Source organism: Peiella sedimenti, from assembly GCF_030504955.1.
GTDB lineage: Bacteria > Pseudomonadota > Alphaproteobacteria > Caulobacterales > Caulobacteraceae > Brevundimonas > Brevundimonas sedimenti.
The window spans coordinates 41288-60432 of record NZ_JAUKTR010000004.1 but is presented as its reverse complement, the minus strand read 5'-3'; the positions used below and the strand labels follow the sequence as shown (position 1 = coordinate 60432).

The following is a 19145-nucleotide window of genomic DNA, read 5'->3' as shown; positions in this document are numbered from 1 at the left end:
TTCTAGCCGTCTTGCCGCTCAAGCCCAAAGCCGCGATCCGCGCCCGAGCCGGGCTGATAGGCGCCGGGCCTGCGCCGCGTCAGCGCCAGGGCCAGCCCCGCCGTCAGACACATGGCCAGCATGGACGAGCCGCCATAGCTGATGAAGGGCAGGGTCATCCCCTTGGTGGGGATCAGGTTCAGGTTCACGGCGATGTTGATGGCGGCCTGCAGTCCGATCAGCACGAACAGCCCCGCCGCCGCCGTCTGCTCGAAGGGGTCGGTCAGGCGCATGGCCCGGCTCATGCCGCGGCCCAGCAGCACGGCGAACATCCCGATGAGCAGCAGCGAGAAGACAAGGCCGAACTCCTCGGCCGCGACCGAATAGATGAAGTCAGTATGCAGGTCCGGCACGTGGCGCTTCATCACCCCTTCGCCCACGCCGCTGCCGAACAGGCCGCCCGCCGCGATGGCTTCGGAGGCGCGGTCGATCTGGTGCGTATCGGCGGCCTCGGGCGACAGGAAGGTGTTCACCCGGTCATGCACGTGCGGGAAGATGAAGTAGGTCGAGACCGCCCCGGTCACGGCCAGTGCGCCCAGTATGCCGATCCAGCGGATGGGCACGCCCGCCATGAAGAAGACGGCCATGAAGACCGCCGTGATCAGTATGGTCTGGCCGATATCCGGCTGGATCAGCAGCAGGCCCGCCGTCAGCGCATAGAGGCCGAAGGCGATCGACACGCCGGGCACGCCCTGGCCCTTCTGGCCTTCGGCGAACATCCAGGCGGCCATGATGATCAGGGCCGGCTTGGCGAACTCCGACGGCTGCAGGCCGAAGGGGCCCAGATTGATCCAGCGGGCGGCGCCCTTGGCCGAATGGCCGATGAAGGGCAGCAGCGCCATCACCGCTATGGCGCCCAGGAGGGTGAAGAAGGCCAATCGCCTGACGCCCCGGGGCGACAGCAGGGACGTGGTCAGCAGAATGACCAGACCCGCGCCCGCGAACACGCACATGCGGATGGCGTAATGGAAGGGCGCCGACAGGTTCTCGTCCCGCGCCACCGCCGCGGGGCTGGAGGCGAAGGACAGGGCCACCCCCAGGGCGATCAGGGCCAGCACCGCCGCCAGGGCCACCCGGTCGATGGTCCACCACCACTGGCCCAGCAGCGAGCGGTCCGAGCGGGCGAAGGGATGGGCGGGATAGGCGGTCATGCGGCCCCCACTTGCGCCTGGGGCTCCAGGGCCTGCACCGCGGCGCGGAAGGCCTCGCCGCGCGCCTCGAAGTCCGGATACTGATCGAACGAGGCGCAGGCCGGCGACAGCAGCACCACCTGCTCGCCGGGCTGCGCGGCGGCGTCCTTTGCCGCGGCGGCGACGGCGGCGACCATTTCGCGCACGACCGTCCAGGGCGCTGCGTGGCCGATGGTGCGGGCGAAATCCTCGGCCGCCTCGCCGATCAGATAGGCCTTGGCCACGCGCGGAAAGAGGTCGGCCAGGTCTGCGATGCCGCCGTCCTTGGCGCGCCCCCCGGCGATCCACCAGACACGGCCGTAGCTGGACAGGGCCTGACGCGCCGCGTCGGCGTTGGTGGCCTTGGAGTCGTTGATGAAACGGATCATTCCGCCATCGGCCTTGGCCAATCGGCCCACCTCCTCCATCCGGTGCGCCAGCCCGGGGAAGGTCAGCAGGCCCTCGACCGCCTCGTCCACGCTCAGGCCCAGGGCCCGCACGGCGGCGTAGGCCGCGGCGGCGTTCTGGCCGTTGTGCCGCCCGGGCAGCGACCGGGCCTGGCTCAGGTCCGCCACCTTGCGCGTCGCGCCGTTCGTGGCGTCGTAGAGGACGCCGTCCAGCGCATACACGCCGCCGGGGGTCACGCGCGTGGCCGAAATGGGAACGACGCGCTGCGCCTTCCTGGTCATCAACTCGGTGCAGGTCGCCTGGCCCCAGGCGTCGTCGACGCCGACCACGGCGGTCTGTCCGGCCCCCTGATTGGCGAAGATGCGGCGCTTGGCGGCCACATAGCCGTCCATGCCCCCGTGACGGTCCAGATGATCCGGCGAAATGTTCATCCACACCGCTACGTCCGGCGCGAAACGGTGCGTCAGATCCAGCTGGTAGGACGAGCACTCAAGCACATAGGTCCCGGCGCTCTGCGGCGGCTCCAGCGCCAGGGCGCCGACGCCGATGTTGCCGCCCACCTGGGCCGCGCGGCCCGCGTGTTTCAGCATCCAGCCGATCAGGGCCGTGGTGGTGGACTTGCCGTTGGTGCCGGTGATGGCCACGACCTTGGGCCGGTCCGCCGCCGGGATCATCTCCAGCGTCCGGTGCAGAAGTTCGATGTCGCCCAGAATCTCCGCGTCCGCGGCGCGTGCCTTGGCCACGGTCCAATGCGGCTTGGGGTGCGTCAGCGGCGCCCCCGGCGACAGCATCAGGGCGGCGATGTCCGACCAGTCGCGCGCGCTCAGATCCTCGACGGCGAAGCCCTCGGCGGCGGCCCGTTCGCGCCCCGGCCCGTTGTCGTCCCAGATGATGACTGCGGCGCCCCCCGCCCGCAACGCTTCCGCGGCGGACAGGCCTGAGCGGCCCGCCCCGAAGACGGCCACCGTCCTGCCCTCGAAGCCGCGGACCGGGATCATCTCAGCTTCAGCGTCGACAGGCCGATCAGGGCCAGCATGGCGGCCACGATCCAGAAGCGGATGACGATGGTGGGCTCGGACAGGCCCATCTTTTCGAAGTGATGGTGGATCGGCGCCATCAGGAAGACGCGCTTCTTGGTGGCCTTGAAGTAGGCCACCTGGATCATCACCGACAGGGCCTCGACCACGAACAGGCCGCCGATGATGCCCAGCACCAGCTCATGCTTGGTGGAGACGGCCACCACGCCCAGCGCCCCGCCCAGGGCGAGCGAGCCCGTATCCCCCATGAAGATGCGGGCCGGCGGAGCGTTGTACCAGAGGAAGCCCATGCCCCCGCCGATGATGGCGGCGCAGAAGACGCCCAGTTCGCCCACGCCCGGCGCGTGGTGCACTTGAAGGTAGTTGGCGAAGATGAAGTTGCCGACCAGGTACGAGATCAGGCCGAAGGCCGCCGCCGCCATCATCACCGGCACGATGGCCAGGCCGTCCAGCCCGTCCGTCAGATTCACCGCGTTCGAGAAGCCCGCGATGGTGAAGGCGACGAAGGCCACATAGAACCAGCCCAGGTTCAGCAGCACTTCCTTGAAGAAGGGAAATGCGATCGATGTCTCCAGCCCGGGCGAGGTGGGCGAGGGCGTCGAAAAGGCCACCAGCAGCGCGCCCGCGATGGCGGCGACGGCGAACTGGGCGACAAGCTTCTGCCGGCTGGTCAGGCCCGCCGAGGTCTGTTTCTTGACCTTGGCGTAGTCGTCGAGGAAGCCCAGCACCCCATAGGCTCCGGTGACGAACAGCGCCGCCCAGACATGGATGTTGGTCAGGTCGCCCCACAGCAGGGTTGCGACCATCACGCCCGCCAGAATCATCAGTCCGCCCATGGTGGGCGTGCCCTGCTTGGTCAGCAGGTGCCCCTCGGGGCCGTCGGTGCGGATCGGCTGGCCCCGTCCCTGCTTCACGCGCATCCAGCCGATGAAACGGCTGCCCATGCCCACCGCCACGGCCAGGGCCGTGACCAGGGCCAGGCCGATGCGCACGGTCTGGTACTGGAGCAGGTTCAGAAGCGGGTAGTCCGAGGCCAGGCCGGCGAACTTCAGATAGAGCAGGTAGAACATCAGCCGTCCCCGTGAAGCCCCTTCAGCGCCGCCGCGATCAGCGACGCCTTCGAGCCGTTCGATCCCTTGACCATGACCAGGTCGCCCGCCCTGACCGCCGCCGTCGCCAGGGGCGCCAGCTCGGCCGCCGTCTCGGCCCAGCCGCCGCGCCGCGACTCCGGCAGGGCCTCGTGCAGATGCCGCATCAGCGGCCCGGCCGTGAACACCAGATCGACGCCCAGCCGGTCCAGGTCCTCCGCCAGGCCCGCGTGCATGCCCGGCCCGTGCTCCCCCAGCTCCAACATGTCGGTCAGGGCCACGATGCGCCGTCCCGCCCCGGCGTCCAGAGCCGCCAGCGAGGCGAAGGCCGCGCGCATGGACATGGGATTGGCGTTGTAGCTCTCGTCGATCAGAGTGAAGCCGCCGCCCTCGATGGCGATGCGGCTCGTCTGGCCGCGTCCCGCCAGCGGCGCGTAGCCCGCCAGCGCCTCGATGGCCGTCTGCATCGGCACGTCCAGCTCGGCCAGGGCCAGCAACACCGCCAGGCTGTTCAGCCCCCAGTGCGCGCCCCGCTGCGCCAGGTCGAAGGCGTATTCCTGATCCAGGACGCGACCGGTTACGCGCGAGCCCCGTTCGGTCGCCCGATAGTCCAGCAGCTGTCCGTCGCAAAAGGGCTGCGACCCGAAGGCCGCCACCCGCGCCCCGCGATGCAGCGCCATCTCCTTCAGCGTCTCGAACCAGGGGTTGTCGGCGTTCAGGACCGCCAGGCCGCCCGGCGGCAGGCCCTCGACGATGGAGGCCTTCTCGCGTGCGATCCCGGCCTCCCCGTCGGCGAACGCCTCGATATGCACCGGGCCCACGGTGGTGATGACCGCCACGTGCGGCTGCACCAGGCGCGACAGGGGCGCGATCTCGCCCGGCGCGTTCATCCCGATCTCGAAGACCGCCCGCTCCGTGTCACGCGGCATGCGCGCCAGGGTCAGCGGCACCCCGATATGATTGTTGTACGACTTGACCGAGCCATGCGCCTTGCCCGCCGCGTCGACGCCGGCTCGGATCGCCTGGGTGACGCTGGTCTTGCCGACCGATCCGGTGACGGCGCAGCGCCGCGTCTGCGGCGCGCGTTCGCGGGCGAAGCGTCCCAGCTCGTTCAGCGCCTGAGTGGTGTCGCCGACCACAATTGCCGGGCCGCCCACCGGCCGCGACACCAGGGCGGCGGCCGCGCCCTTCTCGAAGGCCTGCGGCACGAAATCATGCCCGTCGCGCACGCCCTGCAGCGCGATGAACAGGTCGCCGGGCTGCACCTCTCGGCTGTCGAAGGTGACGCCGGTGATGTCGCGCGAGGGCCCCGCCAGGGTTCCGCCGGCGGCCTCGGCGACCTCGGCGGTCGTCCACAGCGGGTCGCTCATCCGGCGGCTCCGGCCAGCGCCTGGCGCACCTCGTCCGCGTCGTCGAAGGAGAAGGTCTGTCCGCCCACGATCTGTCCCTGCTCGTGTCCCTTGCCGGCCACGACCAGAACGTCGCCGGATTCGAGCAGGGATACGGCATGGCGGATCGCTTGGCGACGGTCGCCGATCTCGATCAGCCCGGTCAGATCGCCGCGCGCCTCGGCCCGGATGGCGGCAGGGTCCTCCGAGCGGGGATTGTCGTCCGTCAGTATCGCCACATCCGCCAGGTCATGGGCGATGCGGCCCATCAGGGGGCGCTTGCCCCGGTCGCGATCTCCGCCGCAGCCGAACACCACCAGAAGACGGCCCTCGGCGTGCGGCCGCAGAGCCCGCAGCACGGTCTCCAGTCCGTCCGGCGTGTGGGCGTAATCCACATAGACCGAGCCGGGCCCGGGGCCCTCGACACGCTCCAGCCGCCCTTCCGCGCCTTGCAGATGCTCCAGGGCGCCCAGCACCTCCTCGACCGCTTCGCCGCCGGCGATGCACAGGCCCGCCGCCACCAGGACGTTCGACGCCTGGAAGTCGCCCACCAGGGGCAGCATCACGTCATAGCTGCGGCCCTCGGCCTCGATGGTCAGGCGCTGGCCCTTCGGATCGGGCCGCCGCGCCACAAGCGTCAGGTCGCGGCCACGCTCGCCCACGCCCATCACCGACAGACCCGAGACGATGCCCGCCGAGGCGAAAACGCCATAGGCGTCGCTGTCGGCGTTCAGCACCGCCGTCTTGCCGCGCGCCAACAGGGTGTCGAAGAGGCGCAGCTTGGCCGCGCGATAGGCCTCCAGCGTGCCGTGATAGTCCAGGTGATCCTGGGTCAGGTTGGTGAAGGCCGCCGCGCTCAGCGACACCCCGTCCAGGCGCCGCTGATCCAGCCCGTGGGAAGAGGCCTCCAGCGCCGCGTGGGTGACGCCCAGGCGGGACAGCTCGTGCATCAGGCGCGCGGCGTCGGCGGCGTCGGGACTGGTCAGGCCGGGCCCGGTCAGCGCCATGTCGCCCGCCACCACGCCCAGCGTGCCCATGCTGGCGGCCTTGTGGCCCAGGCGCGTCCAGATCTGGCGGCAGAAGGCGGCGACTGAGGTCTTGCCGTTGGTCCCGGTCACGGCGACGCAGGTCTTGGGCTGGGCGCCGTAGAAGCTGCGCGCGGCCAGGGCATAGGCCCGGCGCACATCGCCCGAGCGCACCAGCAAGGGTGCGGCGCCCTCCGGCGTGTCCTGGGGCGCGAGGATGGCGGCGGCGCCCTTGGCCAGGGCCTGGGGAATGAAGGCGCGCCCGTCGGCCTGGGCGCCCGGCAGGGCGGCGAACAGGGTTCCGGCCTCGACCCGACGGCTGTCCGAGGTGACCCCCGTGATCACCGGATCGCTGGGCACGTCGCGGCGCAGGATATCCGACAGGCGCAGACCGTTCACCGGACGCCTCCCGTCGGTTCTTCGGCGACCGGCATGGGCGCGGGCGGAGCGATCTCCTCGCGGCGCTGCACGTTCACGAACGGGGCGATGCGGTCAATGACCCGGCCCGCGGCGGGCGCGGCGGTGAATCCGGCGGTGCGCAGACCGAAGCTCGCGGCGCTGCCGTGCGGCTCGTCCAGCAGGATCAGCACCACATAACGATCGGTGGTGGGCGGCCCGTCGGTGGGGAAGACGGCGGCGTAGGACGAGACGCCGCGCGTGCGATCATAGCGCCCGTTGATGACCTTCTCGGCCGAGCCGGTCTTGCCGCCCACGCGCAGGCCCGGCGGGTTGGCGCGTGTGCCCGAGCCCCTGAGGGCGTTGGCCCGCAGCAGGTCCAGCATCTGGCGCGAGGTGGTCTCGGCGATGACGCGGCGCCCTTCCGGGCCGCGATCCAGCCGGCGCAGAGTCAGCGGCACATAGACGCCGCCGTTGGCCACGGCGCCCATGGCGGCCACCACCTGCAGCGGCGAGACCATGATGGCGTGGCCGAAGCTGGCCGAGGCCAGGTTGCTGTCGTTCCACGCCCGCGGTAGCAGCGGCCGGGCCGACTCCGCCAGTTCGATGGGCGCGGCCTCAAGCAGGCCCAGGCGGCGGAAGTAGCCGACCATCACGTCCTCGCCCAGGGTCAGGGCCAGTCGCGCGGTGCCGATGTTGGACGAGTGGATGAACACGTCCTCCAGCGTCATGGCGCGGTTCTCGGCGTGGAAGTCGTGGATCAGACGGTTGCCCATGCGCAGGGGCTGGGTGGCGTCGAACACCGAGTCCGGCCGCGCTGCCCCAGCGTCGAGGCCCGCCGCGATGGTGAAGGTCTTGAAGGTCGAGCCCATCTCGAAGACGGACGCGGCGGCGCGGTTCAGGCGCGCCTCGGGCGGGCTCTCGCCGATATGGTTGGGGTCAAAGCTGGGCCAGCTGGCCATGGCCAGGATTTCACCGGTGCGGGCGTTGGTGACGATGCCCACGCCGCCGATGGCCTGCTGATCCATGGCGGCGGCGGCCAGCTCGGACTCCAGCACCGCCTGGATGCGCAGGTCGACCGAAAGGGGAAAGGCCTGGCCGTCGCGGCCTGCGGCGCGGATCTGCTCGTCAAAGGCCTTTTCGGCGCCGGCGAGGCCGCGCCCGCCCGTGTCGGAGAAGCCGATCAGGTGGGCGGCGGATTCGCCCAGGGGATAGGCCCGGCGCGGCTCCGGCTCGAAGGTGACGCCGCCCAGCGCCAGGGCGTGGACGCGCTCGCGCTCCTGGGGGGTCAGGCCGCCGATGACGAAGCCGCGGCGGCCGCCGGCCAGCACCCGGTCAAGCCGCTTCAGATCCTTGTCGGGCAGCGCCTGCACCAGGGCGCGGCGGACCTGGACCGCGTCCCACAGTTCGCCGGGATCGACGTAGAGGCCATAGTGGGTCAGGTCGCCGGCCAACAGCAGGCCGTTGCGGTCGACCAGATCGGCTCGTCCCGGCCCGGCCGCCAGGGCCGCCGACCGTCCCTCGCCCTCGCCCGAGAACAGCGCCGCCCGCGCGGCCCCCAGCGACAGCGCCACGAACACCGCGCAGAAGGCGGCCATGACGATGAAGATGCGGACGCGCGTGTCCTCTTCAGGCCGGTCGGCGGCCTTGGCCCGCTCGAAGGCGTGCTCCACCCGCCAGACGCGGTCGGTCAGCCAGTGAAAGCTGGGCAGGTTCAGGCGCGGCCGTGAATGGATGGGCGCCTTCATGCGCCGGCTCCGGGCGCGGGGGCGGGCGGCGGGGCCCGCAGGGCCGGCAGCTGTTCGACGGAGGCCTCGCGAGCGGCGGGCACGGGCTCCATGCCCAGATAGACGGCGGCCAGGCGCTCTATGCGGCCCGGCTGCTCCAGGTGGGCGGTCTCGGCGCGCAGCAGACGTATTTCGGCGTTCAGGGCACGGATGTCGGCCTCGGCGGCGGCGATCTCGGCCCGCTCGCGCCCGGCCTGGGCCTTCACCCCATAGACCCACATGACCAGGGCGATCAGCACGATGCCGCAGGCCAGCTCCAGGGTGCGGACCCCGGCCACGCGCCTGTGCAGCAGGAAGTGCGTGACGCTCATGCCGCCGCCCTCCAGGCCGGGGCATGGGTGCGGACGCCGACGCGCAGCTTTGCTGAGCGAGCGCGGGGATTGGCGGCCAGTTCGGCCTCGTCCGCCGCCACAGCCTTGTGCGACGGAAGGCTGAAGGTGGGCTCAGGCCCGCCCCTGGCCTGGGGCATGTGGCGCGAGCCGCCCGCCGTGCGTCCCGACCGCTCGGCCAGGAACGCCTTGACGATGCGATCCTCCAGCGAATGGAAGCTGACCACCGCCAGGCGGCCGCCGGGCTTCAGGATACGCTCCGCCGCCTCCAGCGCCGCCGACAGCTCGCCCAGCTCGTCGTTCACGGCGATGCGCAGGGCCTGAAAGGTGCGGGTGGCCGGATGGATGGGCGCGCCCCTGCGCCCGCCCAGCGCCTTCTCCACCACCTCGGCCAGATCAGCGGTGCGGGTGAAGGGCTCCACCTCTCGACGGCGCAGGATGGCGGTGGCGATGCGCCCCGATTGCCGCTCCTCGCCATAGACTTTCAGAATGTGGGCCAGCTCGCCGTGAGACAGGGTGTTGACCAGATCGGCCGCCGTTTGCCCGGTGGCCGCCATGCGCATATCCAGCGGACCGTCCCGCATGAAGGAAAAGCCGCGCTCGGCCTGGTCCAGCTGCATCGACGAGACGCCCACGTCCAGCACCACGGCGTCGCAGGCGTCCCAGCCCGCCTCGGCCATGGCCTCTTCCATTTCGGAGAAGGGCGTCTCGATCAGGCGAAAGCGCTCACCGAACTCGGCCTTGAGACGCTCGGCGTGCGGGCGCACGGTCGGGTCGCGGTCCAGGCCCAGCACCTCGGCGCCCGCCTCCAGCATGGCGCGCGAATAGCCGCCGGCGCCGAAGGTGCCGTCGATGACCCGCTCCCCGGGCCTCAGAGCCAGCCCCGCAATCACCTCGGTCAGCAGGACGGGGGCGTGCGGGCTCATCCCTGCCCTCCCCCCTGACCATTGCCCCCATGGGTCCGACGCAGGGCGGCGAACTGGGACAGGCCCTCGCGCGCGGCCCGGCGCTGTTCGTCGCGGCGCGTCTGCCACGCCTTGCGGCTCCAGATCTGGAAGCGGTCGCGCAGGCCGACGATGACCACTTCGTCGTCCAGCCCGAACTCCTGGCACAGGCCTTCGGGCAGGGTGATACGCCCAGCGGTGTCATAGGCCAGGCGGCGCTGCTCGCCGAAGACCATCCATTCCAGCGACGAGCGAAGCGGGTCGCCGAAGGGCAGGCTGTCGATCACCCGCTGGTACTGGTCGAACAGGGCCTGGCCGCCGGCCTCGATGCAATCGGCCTCGATGGAGGGAAAGCAGAAGACGCCCTGTTCGGCGCCCGTGGCGGCCGAGCGGAAGTCCTGGGGAACCACGAAGCGGCGCTTCGCGTCGAGCTGCTTCTCATAGGTCGAGAGAAACACCCGATTTGACCCGGATCGACCGATCCGCCCCCTGTTCCAATCCCGCGACCACGCCCAGCGCAGCCGCCCCTGCCGTCCATTGGGGTATCATGGGCCAGATTGGGACGCAATGACACTTGTTGACCTTTCATTCACCACGATGCGGCTGTGGCGGCCATGCGACAGCCCACAGCTCGGGCGGCGAGCGACCGTGACGCGAGCGGTAGCGGAAAGGACAATCCCCCGCTCAAGCAGCGAGCGACCGCGTCGCGAGCGGTAGCGGGAAGAGTAAATGCCAGACGGCCTGTAAGCCGGGTTCTGTCCCGCCCGAAGGCGGCGACGGTCATTCCTCTGGACCGCCCATTACTGAGCGGTTCTCGCGACCTACCCGGGCGTCTGGGCCGGTGAAGCCTGCGAACCGAAGCCCGCGCGACGCCCCTATTCGGTCTTGCTCCAGGCGGGGCTTGCCATGCCGTCCCTGTCGCCAGGAACGCGGTGGGCTCTTACCCCACCCTTTCACCCTTACCCTCCGAAGAGGGCGGTTTGCTTTCTGTGGCGCTTTCCCTCGGGTCGCCCCGGGCGGAGGTTATCCGCCGCCTTTTCACCGTGGAGCCCGGACTTTCCTCGACGGGACCGAAGCCCCGCCGCGACCGCCCGGCCGTCTGGCGAGGGGAAGATGGCCCTGCGCGACCAGGAAATCAAATGACGCCGGTGACGCTCTCGGCCTGGGCCAGTTGCAGCAGACCCACCAGACGCGCGCGGGTCTCGCCGTCGGCCACGCCGTCTACGCTGGCCTGTCGCCAGTGGCGCTGAAAGGCGGTGACCACCGCGGCCGTCAGCTCGTCATAGCGGCCGGTGATCTCGATCCCATAGCCCAGGCGGCGCAGGCCCGACTGCAGCACATGCACGCCCAGACCCTCGTCGCCGGGCTTCAGCGGCGGGCCCAGCGCGGCGATGCGCTCGGGCGCGGGCTCGAACCACAGGCCGTGGCCCGCGCGGGCCAGGTCCTTCCAGGGGAACAGCTCGCCCGGGTCCTCCTTGCGCGTGGGCGCCAGGTCCGAATGGCCGATGATGCGCCAGTCCGGCACGGTCCAGCGTTCGCGGATGTCGGAAACCAGGGCGATCACCGCCTGGACCTGCGCCTCCGGAAAGGCGCGATAGCCGAACTCGTGGCCGGGATTGACGATCTCTATGCCGATGGAGGCGGCGTTGCAGTCGGTCTCACCCTGCCAGGATCCCTTGCCCGCGTGCCAGGCGCGGCGCTCTTCGGAGATCAGCCGAAAGACGCGGCCGTCCTCCTCGACCACGTAATGGGCCGAGACGCGCGCCTCGGCGTCACGCAGCCGGGCGATGGCGGCCTCGCCGGTCTGCATGCCGGTATAGTGCAGCACGATCATGTCCGGCGGGGCGGACCTGGCGTCGAAATTGGGAGACGGCGCCTCGATGAACTCCAGCCGTCCGGATGTCACCGGCCGGCCTGATCCCAGCCGTAGGCGACCCAGCGATGGCCCATGCGGCGCGCTTCGATCACCCCGTCGGGGGCGTCGTCCGCCCGGCGCTGCGGCGGCTTGCGGCGGAAGGCGCCGGTCAGCCACATGATCCCGGCGGCGAAGGCGGCCAGCACGGCCACGACGGCGGCGGCCAGCAGGGCCAGCACGGCGCCGATGGCCACGGCCACGGTCGCCACGGCGGCGCCGATCAGCCAGACCAGACGGGCGAGAAAGCCCCGCCCCGCGGGCGGGGCGGGCGAAAGATGGAGGCGAAAGACGCGGCCGTTCTGCACGTTCATGCGGACACTGAAACCCGGCTGGATGGCCGCAAAAGGGCGGCCACGTCGCCCAATGTCGTTATCCGGGGCCGTCGCGTCAATGCACGGGTCCGTGTAGGCCGCTCAGACCGTCTCAAGGCGCCGCTCGCGCATGATCTCGTCAAAGGCGGCGTTCACGGCCGCAGCCTTGGCGGCGAAAACGCCCTCGAAGCTCGGCGGCAGGCCCCTCGCCTTCAGTCGGTCAGGGTGCGTGTCGGCTAGCAGCCGGCGCCTCGCCTGGGCCAGCTCGGCGTCGCTGACCTCGGGCCCCACGCCCATGATCACATAGGGGTCGTCGGCGTCGAGGCCGAAATAGACCGCCTTGAGGCGGCGGAAGACCAGCGGCTCCAGGCCGAAAAGCTCGCCCACGCGCTTCAGATAGTCCAGCTCGCTGGCGGTGGCGGCGCCGTCGGCGGCGGCCACGTGGAACAGGCCCTCAAGCACGCCTTCCAGCATGCGCGGGCAGCCGCCGTATCGCTTGTACAGCCGCCGGGCGTAGCTTTCGTACCCGGCGGTCGTCCTGCGGGCCAGGTCGTAGAGCCGACGCACGTCCTTCAGGTTGGCGGCTGACGGCTGGAAAGCCTCGGTGAAGGCCGCGAACTCTGCGGCGCCGGCCTCGCCGTCCGCGCCCGCCAGCTTGGCGCCCAGGGCCGTGACCGACGCGGTGAAGTCCCCGTCCCGCTCGGCGCAGCCCGGCGTCCGGCCATCCTTGCGGGGCTGGCCGCCCTTGGAGCCGACGATGCGCGATAACAGGCCCATGCTGCCGAAAGCCGAAACGGGGAGGAAGGGCCGAAGTGCCACAGAACGGCGTGATAAGTCCACTGCGAGAACCTGTTTGCGGCCTTCGGCGTTGCGCGTCTAATAAACGCCAGGATCGTGGGGCCGGATCACCCGGCCGCTTCTGGCGCAGTCTTTTCGCCTGACAATCTGGATCATTGCCCATGCTGAGCGTACTCGCCTTCGCCCTCGCCCTTTCCGCGCAGACTCCCGATGACGGCCCCATCGCCACGGCGGTGCAGGCCCCGCGCGAAACCCGCGAAGAGCTGAACCGTCGCGAAGCCATGGCCTATGCCTGGCCCCTGCCCGAGGGCGCGCCCAGCGAGGACTACGCCTTCGTCGGCTGGTGCGTGGGCCTGATCGACGGCCATGTCCGCATCGGCGAAAGCATTCCGGCGGACCAGTCCGACGCCGAGCTTCTGCGCCTGGGCCGCCTGGAGCGCACCGACTTCCAGTCCGCGCTGGACGAAGGCCGCTCGCGTCACACCGACGAACAGGTCGAGGCCGCCGAGGCGGGCCGCCAGGCCGCCCTGGCCCGCTGGGCGCCCTATCTCGAGAACGAAAGCGTCGAGGCCCGCACCGAGGCCTACAACACCTTCTTCGGCCTGCCGGGCCGCTGCGAGCACGCCGCGCGCCGCATCCGCCAGAACATCACCACCCCGCCGCTCAACCTGGTCGATGTAGGGCTGACCCGCGAAGAGGTCCTGCCGCCGGAACTGCTGAACCCGCAGCCCGATCCCGTGGCGGAACAGCCCGAGGTCTCGGCCGACGGTGAAACCGCCGAGGATCCCGCGCCCGAGCCCGCCCCCGCCGCTGCCGAGCCCGCCACGGGCTCGGTCACCGAGCGCCTGAACCGCCAGCCGGGCTGACGCCCCTCAGGCGTACGCCACCCAGCCGCGCCAGGACAGGCCGGCGTAGAACAGCTCGATTCCCTTGAACCCGGCCTCCGCCAGCAGCGCCTCGTTGCGCGCGGGCGGGACGGTGTGCAGCACCTCCTTCAGCCGGGTGCGGGTCGCCTCGACGTCATCCGCATCGGCGCCGGAGTTCAGGGCGAACCGGGCGTAGCGGTCACGCCGGTCGTCGTAATTGCTGGCCGCCTTATCCAGGCATAGGTCCACCAGCACCAGGGGCGCGCCCGGCTTCAGCCGACGGCGCAGGGCGCCGAGGGTCTCCAGCTTGCCGCCGTCGTCGGGGACGAAGTGCAGCGTCAGCAGGCAGGTCGCTCCGTCGAACGGACCGGCCGGGGCGTCCTGAATATAGCCTTCGGTCCATTCCGTGCGGCTGAGTACGGGGCCGCAGACCGTCTTGGCCAAGGCCAGCATCTCGGCAGACGGATCGACGCCATGAAAGCGCCAGTTCGGCTGAACCTGCGCGAGCGCCAGGGTCTCCAGTCCGCCGCCGGCGCCCAGCACCAGTATGTCGGCGCCCTCCGGCGCGCGCTCGGCGATCAGTTGCGCGGCCATCCGCTGCATCACGGCGTAGCCGGGCACGAACCGGCCAGGACCGTCCTCCACATAGTGGCGGGCGAAATCCGCGTCGTCGAAGTGCAGTGCCTTCATGCCGACCCTGTCCTGCTCACGCGGCGGCCCGCGCCTGATCGCGCGACCGGCGCGCGGTCCAGATCACCACCGTCAGGCCCTCGCCGTCCGGCTTGAGATAGACGGGCTTCTCCGGCGTCAGACCGGCCTGCTCCAGCCACACGTTCATTTCCTCGGCGGCGATGCCGAGCCGGCGATGCTGATGCTCGGTGCGCAGCCGCTCCAGGTCGTGCGGAGCGAAATCGACGATCAGCAGGCGGCCGCCCGGCATGAGCAGGCGCGCCGCCTCCTGCACCGCCGCCGCCGGATCGCTCAGGTAATGTAGCACCTGATGGGCCACCACCAGGTCGGCCGTGCCGCCCGGCAGACGCGTGCCGAATATGTCCCCGTGGCGCAGCTCCACATTGGGCAGGCCCTGTTCCGCCACGCGCGAGCGGGCGACGTTCAACATCTGCTGCGACAGATCCAGGCCGATGGAGACCTTGGCGCGCTTGCCCAGCAGGGTCAGCATCCGTCCCGAGCCGGTCCCCAGGTCCACCAGCCGCTCGAAGGGCCCGGGGCCCGCCGCGCGCTCCACCGCGGCCTCTACGGCGCTCTCGGCCACATAGAGCGAACGCATCTCGTCCCAGCGCGGGGCCACGCGCTCGAAATAGGCCTGGGCCTCTCGCTTGCGCTCGTCGCGCACGGCCTCCAGCGCCGCCAGGTCGCGGTCGGCTGCGGGGTCGTCCATCAGGTCGAGCAGCGCGTCGGTCAGGCGCCGGCCCGGCCCCTCCACGGGCAGGCGGTAGAAGACCCAGGCGCCATCGGGAAACCGTTCGATCAGCCCCGCGTCGGTCAGCAGCTTGAGGTGGCGCGACACGCGCGGCTGGCTCTGCTCCAGAATGCGCGCCAGCTCCATGACCGACAGCTCCTCCGACGCAAGCAGGGTCAGGATGCGCAGGCGGGTCGGCTCGCCCGCGGCGCGCAGCACGTCAACGGCCTGGTCGGCGCTCATCGTCATGAGAGACATAAGGATATGCGGATACGCTTATCGCAAGCCCGAACTGCCGAGCCGGCGCGCCAGGCTCACGGCGCTGGGTTCACGGCGCCGGCGTCGCCGGCCGTCCGGTCTCGAAATAGGCCGCCAGGTTCTTCAGCAGCAAACCCACCATCCCCTGCACCGCGCCGGTGGTCGCGCCGCCCGCATGGGGCGTCAGCACGGTGTTGGGCACGTCCCGCCAGCGCGCCGCCGGCGTCGGTTCGTCTTCGAAGACATCCAGCGCGGCGCCGCCCAGGCGGCCCGCCTTCAGAGCGGCGATCAGGGCGTCTTCGTCCACCAGCTTGCCGCGCGCCACATTGATGAGCAGGCCGGAGGGGCCCAGCGCCGCGATCACCTCGTCCGAGATCAGGCCCCGGTTGGTCTCGTCGGCCCGGCAGGCGACGATCAGGACATCGCTGGCCCGCGCCAGCTCCAGCAAGGATGCGGCTCGCGGCCAGGTCGCGTCCGGCTTGGGGTTCGGACCCCACCAGCTGACGCGCATGCCGAACGCCTCGCAGCGCCGGGCGATCGCCTGGCCGATGGCCCCCAGCCCCACAATGCCGACCCGGGCGCCGCCCACCGACTGAGAGATGGTTCGGGCGTTCGGATCCCAGCCGCCCTCGCGCACCTGGCGGTCTCCGGCGACGATGCCGCGCCGATGGGCCAGCAACAGGCCCAGCGCGTGGTCGGCCACGTCCTCATGATTGACCGCGGGCGCATGGCTGACCTGAAGACCCCGGCCTCGCGCCCAGGCCACGTCGATGCCGTCGTAGCCGGCGGTGAAACAGGCGATCAGGCCCAGGTTCGGCAGGCTCTCGACCAGCTTGCGGTCCAGCTCCTGCTCGCCCAGCACGACCAGGGCGCGGATCGTTGCGGCCGTGTCGGCCTGCGGCCCTTCCCACAGCCGATGAACCTCGGCCAGGCTCTCCAGCATGGGGGTCAGCACGCCCAGCTGGCGCGGCACGATCAGGACGGCGGGCTTGTCAGGCATGGGGCGAAGTTGGCCGCTCGGCGCCCGTCGGCGTCAAGCCCCGCCCGGGTCAGAGGATCCAGTCGTGCTCCAGTCGCTCCCACCAGACCGGCGTATGGAGGCGCTCCGGCTCAAGGGCGAGATCCGCTCCGTGCGGCCAGGCCGGCGCCTTGTCGAGCACGGGCGCCGCATCCGGCGCGGTCGCGGGGGGGAAGTCCGGCTCACCGCCGCCGGTCAGCTGAATGACCTGATCGGCGAACTCGATGCGCTCGACCCCGTGCAGACGATCGATCCCGTCCACTCCCACGACCCACCAGCAGCCGTCGGCCTGGAAGACCTTGTAGGACGAGCGGGCGCCGCCATAGGCGACGATATCAAGGCCCTCGCCGCCGATCATCAGGTCGTCACCCACCCCGCCATCGAAACGGTCGTCGCCTGAGCCGCCGTAGAGGATGTCGTCTCCGGCCCCGCCCCACAGTTCGTCCGCCCCGGCCCGTCCTTCCAGGCGGTTGTCCAGGTCGTTGCCGGTTATGGTGTCCAGGCCCAACCCGCCGACGGCGTTCTCTATCCAGGCTCCATAGGCGATCGAAACGTTCATCGTCAGGCCGCCCACGTCGGAAAAGGCGCCCTGATCCAGAGATATCCTCTGGTTCTCGGCATAGCCGGAACAATCAAGCGTATCTTCCCCGCCCGCATCCCAGATGCAAACGACGGGTCGTTTGGCGTGTAACGTGAAGTCGTAGGAAATGCGGTCTGCTGTGCTGTTGAAGCCATAGACCGTATCACCCGTGCGCGCCCTCATATTGACCCCATAGAGGGACTGAAGCGCCGCCACATCATGCAACAGTGGCGTCGATGCGGCGATGACAAAACCGATCGCACCCTCATAGAACACATGATTGGCGCCGCTTTCCGCGGCCGCGAAATATGACAGGACAGAATACTGTCTGGTGTCCTGAGCATACTCTGCATGCGCCGCATAGTTGCTTCCGGCGCCATTGTAATTCCCAGGGTGAGGAAACCCGAGCGTATGCATCAGCTCGTGGATCATGGTCCTCAGACTGCCGCCGCCAAGCGACCACGGGTATGAATGAACGTCAGCATTCATGAGAAGATGGGATTCCGTGATCACGCCATTGATGACGGAAGTCGCCGCAGCGCCGGAATACTGAGCGCCGGCATGCACGCCGACAAGATTAATGCGGCCTTCGGACGGCGCCTCCGGCGGCGTCTCCACAAAATCCAGCGAGGCGACGTCCGACAGCATGTCCATGGCGAGACGAAGCCAAGGCCGCCACATCTCGGAAAAGATGACCGCCTGTTCCTCAAATCCTTCGGGAAGTCCGAGCGCAAAACCGTACGGGATCGTCGCGGTCGGCCAGGCCCGGTCCAGCCGCAGAAAATTCTCCACGACCTGACCGATATCCCAACTAGGCTTATCAGCGGCCAGAAGCGTGTTCGCGGGGGGCTCGCAGACCTCGAACGCCAGGCTCAGGATCGGCCTGTATTCGCCATCGCCGCCAAAGCCCTCTGGACGCCGCGTATCCGCAATGTCGACTACCAGATCAGAGAACTCGATCCGCTCGACCCCGTGCAGACGATCGATCCCGTCCACTCCCACCACCCACCAGCAGCCGTCGGCCTGGAAGACCTTGTAGGACGAGCGGGCGCCGCCATAGGCGACGATATCGAGGCCCTCGCCGCCGATCACCAGGTCGTCGCCCACCCCGCCATCGAAGCGGTCGTCCCCTGAGCCGCCGTACAGGATGTCATCGCCCGCCCCGCCCCACAGCTCGTCCGCCCCGGCCCGTCCTTCCAGCCGGTTGTCCAGGTCGTTGCCGATCAGCTGATCCGCCAGGCTGCCGCCCACCGCATTCTCGATCCAGGCGCCCCAGGCGATGGCGACGTTGAACGTCAGGCCGCCCACATTGCTGAAGCTGCCGGGGCTGAGGTCGACGCGCTGCGTGGCGGCATAGCCCGAGCAGTCCAGGGTGTCCTGCCCGCCGGCGTCCCAGATGCACACCACCGGCAGCGGATTCAGGGTGAAGTCGTAGGGCCGCCGCCCGGCGGTGCTGTTGAAACCATAGACGGTGTCGCCCGTCCGCGTGGTCATGTTCGCCCCGTAGAGCGCCTGCAGGTACATGACGTCGTGCAGCAACGGCGTGCCCGCATAGCTGCCGCCGTGGAAGGCGCCCGTCTCGTGCGCGCCGAAATAGGACATGACCGTGTACTGGCCGCTGTCCTGGGCGTAGTCGGCGTGGGTGCCGTAGACGATCGCCTCGTTGGCGTTGCGGTTGTATTCGCCCGGGTGCGGTATCCCCAGCCCGTGGATGATCTCGTGCATCAGCACCGAAAAGGGCCGGAAGCCCGGCAGAAAGCTGCCGGACCAGTTGTTTCCGAAGACGGTGTCGCTGCCGTAGATCTGCTCGCGCCCGTCAATCAGGTTGTCGACCCCCACGCCCTGCGGGTTGGCCGCGGCGGTCGCCCAGTTCGGAAAGGTGGAGGACCGGATCAGGGTGATCCGCTGGTTGCTCAGCGAAAGCGCCTGCTGGTTGTCGGCCACCTCCACGAAGCTGATCGGGATGATGTCCCCCAGCAGCTGGAAAGCCAGATGCGCCGCCTCGCGCTGTTGCGCCGTGAAGGGCATGGCGCCCTGCCACCACTGCTGACCGCTCAGATAGCCGGGCAACTGCTCCAGGAAGGCATAGTTGATGACCGGCGTGTCCCAGCGCGCATTCCAGCGCAGCATCTGGGCGATCACCTGCTGGTTGCTGAACACGGGCAGCGCCGCCTGCGGTCCGTCGCCGCCCGAGAACGCCAGAGGCGACAGTCCGCCGCCCTCGCCCGCACAGATCCAGCACATGGGGCCGTCTCCCTCGCTGAAGGCAGACTAGGGCCGCTGGCGCTCAGCGCAACGACGATATGTGACGTTCGACCCCGCAAAACGGCCGCTCGTCGCATATGCGCGGCGATAAGCCCCCGAGGGAC

Annotated in this window: 17 protein-coding genes and 1 other RNA gene; 1 reads left to right on the top strand and 17 read right to left on the bottom strand. The window is 70.0% G+C overall.

The features are described 5' to 3' along the window. Window positions 1–2: 2 nt before the first annotated feature. From ftsW to Q0812_RS09905, 13 genes are all read right to left on the bottom strand, one after another. Entirely contained in the window at window positions 3–1190 is a 1188-nt protein-coding gene (gene ftsW / locus Q0812_RS09965; protein WP_302110184.1) for a putative lipid II flippase FtsW, read from the bottom strand. Further along, complete coding sequence (murD, locus tag Q0812_RS09960) at window positions 1187–2614, bottom strand: UDP-N-acetylmuramoyl-L-alanine--D-glutamate ligase (protein WP_302110183.1); 1428 nt, start codon at window positions 2612–2614, stop codon at window positions 1187–1189. Before murD ends, ftsW begins: the two co-directional genes overlap by 4 nt. Further along, on the bottom strand, window positions 2611–3723 hold the full coding sequence (mraY, locus tag Q0812_RS09955; RefSeq protein ID WP_302110182.1) for a phospho-N-acetylmuramoyl-pentapeptide-transferase: 1113 nt from the start codon (window positions 3721–3723) through the stop codon (window positions 2611–2613). The genes murD and mraY overlap by 4 nt, the downstream gene beginning before the upstream one ends. Then, on the bottom strand, window positions 3723–5111 hold the full coding sequence (locus Q0812_RS09950) for a UDP-N-acetylmuramoyl-tripeptide--D-alanyl-D-alanine ligase (RefSeq protein ID WP_302110181.1): 1389 nt from the start codon (window positions 5109–5111) through the stop codon (window positions 3723–3725). Before Q0812_RS09950 ends, mraY begins: the two co-directional genes overlap by 1 nt. Beyond that, complete coding sequence (locus Q0812_RS09945; RefSeq protein ID WP_302110180.1) at window positions 5108–6553, bottom strand: UDP-N-acetylmuramoyl-L-alanyl-D-glutamate--2,6-diaminopimelate ligase; 1446 nt, start codon at window positions 6551–6553, stop codon at window positions 5108–5110. Before Q0812_RS09945 ends, Q0812_RS09950 begins: the two co-directional genes overlap by 4 nt. Further along, a complete protein-coding gene (locus Q0812_RS09940) occupies window positions 6550–8298 on the bottom strand; it encodes a peptidoglycan D,D-transpeptidase FtsI family protein (protein ID WP_302110179.1) in 1749 nt (582 codons plus the stop codon). The genes Q0812_RS09945 and Q0812_RS09940 overlap by 4 nt, the downstream gene beginning before the upstream one ends. Beyond that, window positions 8295–8648 (bottom strand): cell division protein FtsL, encoded by a 354-nt coding sequence (gene ftsL, locus Q0812_RS09935; RefSeq protein WP_302110178.1) that lies wholly within the window; start codon window positions 8646–8648, stop codon window positions 8295–8297. The genes Q0812_RS09940 and ftsL overlap by 4 nt, the downstream gene beginning before the upstream one ends. Then, on the bottom strand, window positions 8645–9592 hold the full coding sequence (gene rsmH, locus Q0812_RS09930; RefSeq protein ID WP_302110177.1) for a 16S rRNA (cytosine(1402)-N(4))-methyltransferase RsmH: 948 nt from the start codon (window positions 9590–9592) through the stop codon (window positions 8645–8647). The genes ftsL and rsmH overlap by 4 nt, the downstream gene beginning before the upstream one ends. Further along, window positions 9589–10068 (bottom strand): division/cell wall cluster transcriptional repressor MraZ, encoded by a 480-nt coding sequence (locus tag Q0812_RS09925; protein WP_302110176.1) that lies wholly within the window; start codon window positions 10066–10068, stop codon window positions 9589–9591. The genes rsmH and Q0812_RS09925 overlap by 4 nt, the downstream gene beginning before the upstream one ends. Before the next feature lie 270 nt (window positions 10069–10338). Then, window positions 10339–10713: RNase P RNA component class A (gene rnpB, locus Q0812_RS09920), an RNA gene on the bottom strand. Window positions 10714–10745: 32 nt separating this feature from the next. Beyond that, window positions 10746–11444, bottom strand: a complete 699-nt coding sequence (locus Q0812_RS09915) for an N-acetylmuramoyl-L-alanine amidase (RefSeq protein ID WP_302110434.1) — start codon at window positions 11442–11444, stop codon at window positions 10746–10748. Between the two features lie 68 nt (window positions 11445–11512). After that, window positions 11513–11836 carry a hypothetical protein gene (locus Q0812_RS09910; protein ID WP_302110175.1) on the bottom strand — a complete coding sequence of 108 codons (324 nt, stop codon included), beginning with the start codon at window positions 11834–11836 and terminating at the stop codon, window positions 11513–11515. A gap of 102 nt (window positions 11837–11938) precedes the next feature. Continuing rightward, complete coding sequence (locus Q0812_RS09905; protein ID WP_302110174.1) at window positions 11939–12613, bottom strand: TerB family tellurite resistance protein; 675 nt, start codon at window positions 12611–12613, stop codon at window positions 11939–11941. 182 nt (window positions 12614–12795) lie between these two features. Between Q0812_RS09905 and Q0812_RS09900 the strand changes: the two genes are divergently transcribed. Continuing rightward, window positions 12796–13500 carry a hypothetical protein gene (locus tag Q0812_RS09900; protein ID WP_302110173.1) on the top strand — a complete coding sequence of 235 codons (705 nt, stop codon included), beginning with the start codon at window positions 12796–12798 and terminating at the stop codon, window positions 13498–13500. A gap of 6 nt (window positions 13501–13506) precedes the next feature. Here Q0812_RS09900 and Q0812_RS09895 read toward each other — a convergent pair whose 3' ends face one another. From Q0812_RS09895 to Q0812_RS09880, 4 genes are all read right to left on the bottom strand, one after another. Continuing rightward, entirely contained in the window at window positions 13507–14190 is a 684-nt protein-coding gene (locus tag Q0812_RS09895; RefSeq protein WP_302110172.1) for a class I SAM-dependent methyltransferase, read from the bottom strand. 16 nt (window positions 14191–14206) lie between these two features. Next, on the bottom strand, window positions 14207–15169 hold the full coding sequence (locus tag Q0812_RS09890) for an ArsR/SmtB family transcription factor (RefSeq protein WP_302110171.1): 963 nt from the start codon (window positions 15167–15169) through the stop codon (window positions 14207–14209). 79 nt (window positions 15170–15248) lie between these two features. Then, entirely contained in the window at window positions 15249–16178 is a 930-nt protein-coding gene (locus Q0812_RS09885; RefSeq protein ID WP_302110170.1) for a 2-hydroxyacid dehydrogenase, read from the bottom strand. A gap of 49 nt (window positions 16179–16227) precedes the next feature. Continuing rightward, window positions 16228–19020, bottom strand: coding sequence for a M10 family metallopeptidase C-terminal domain-containing protein (locus Q0812_RS09880; RefSeq protein WP_302110169.1), 2793 nt, complete (start codon window positions 19018–19020; stop codon window positions 16228–16230). Window positions 19021–19145: the final 125 nt, after the last annotated feature.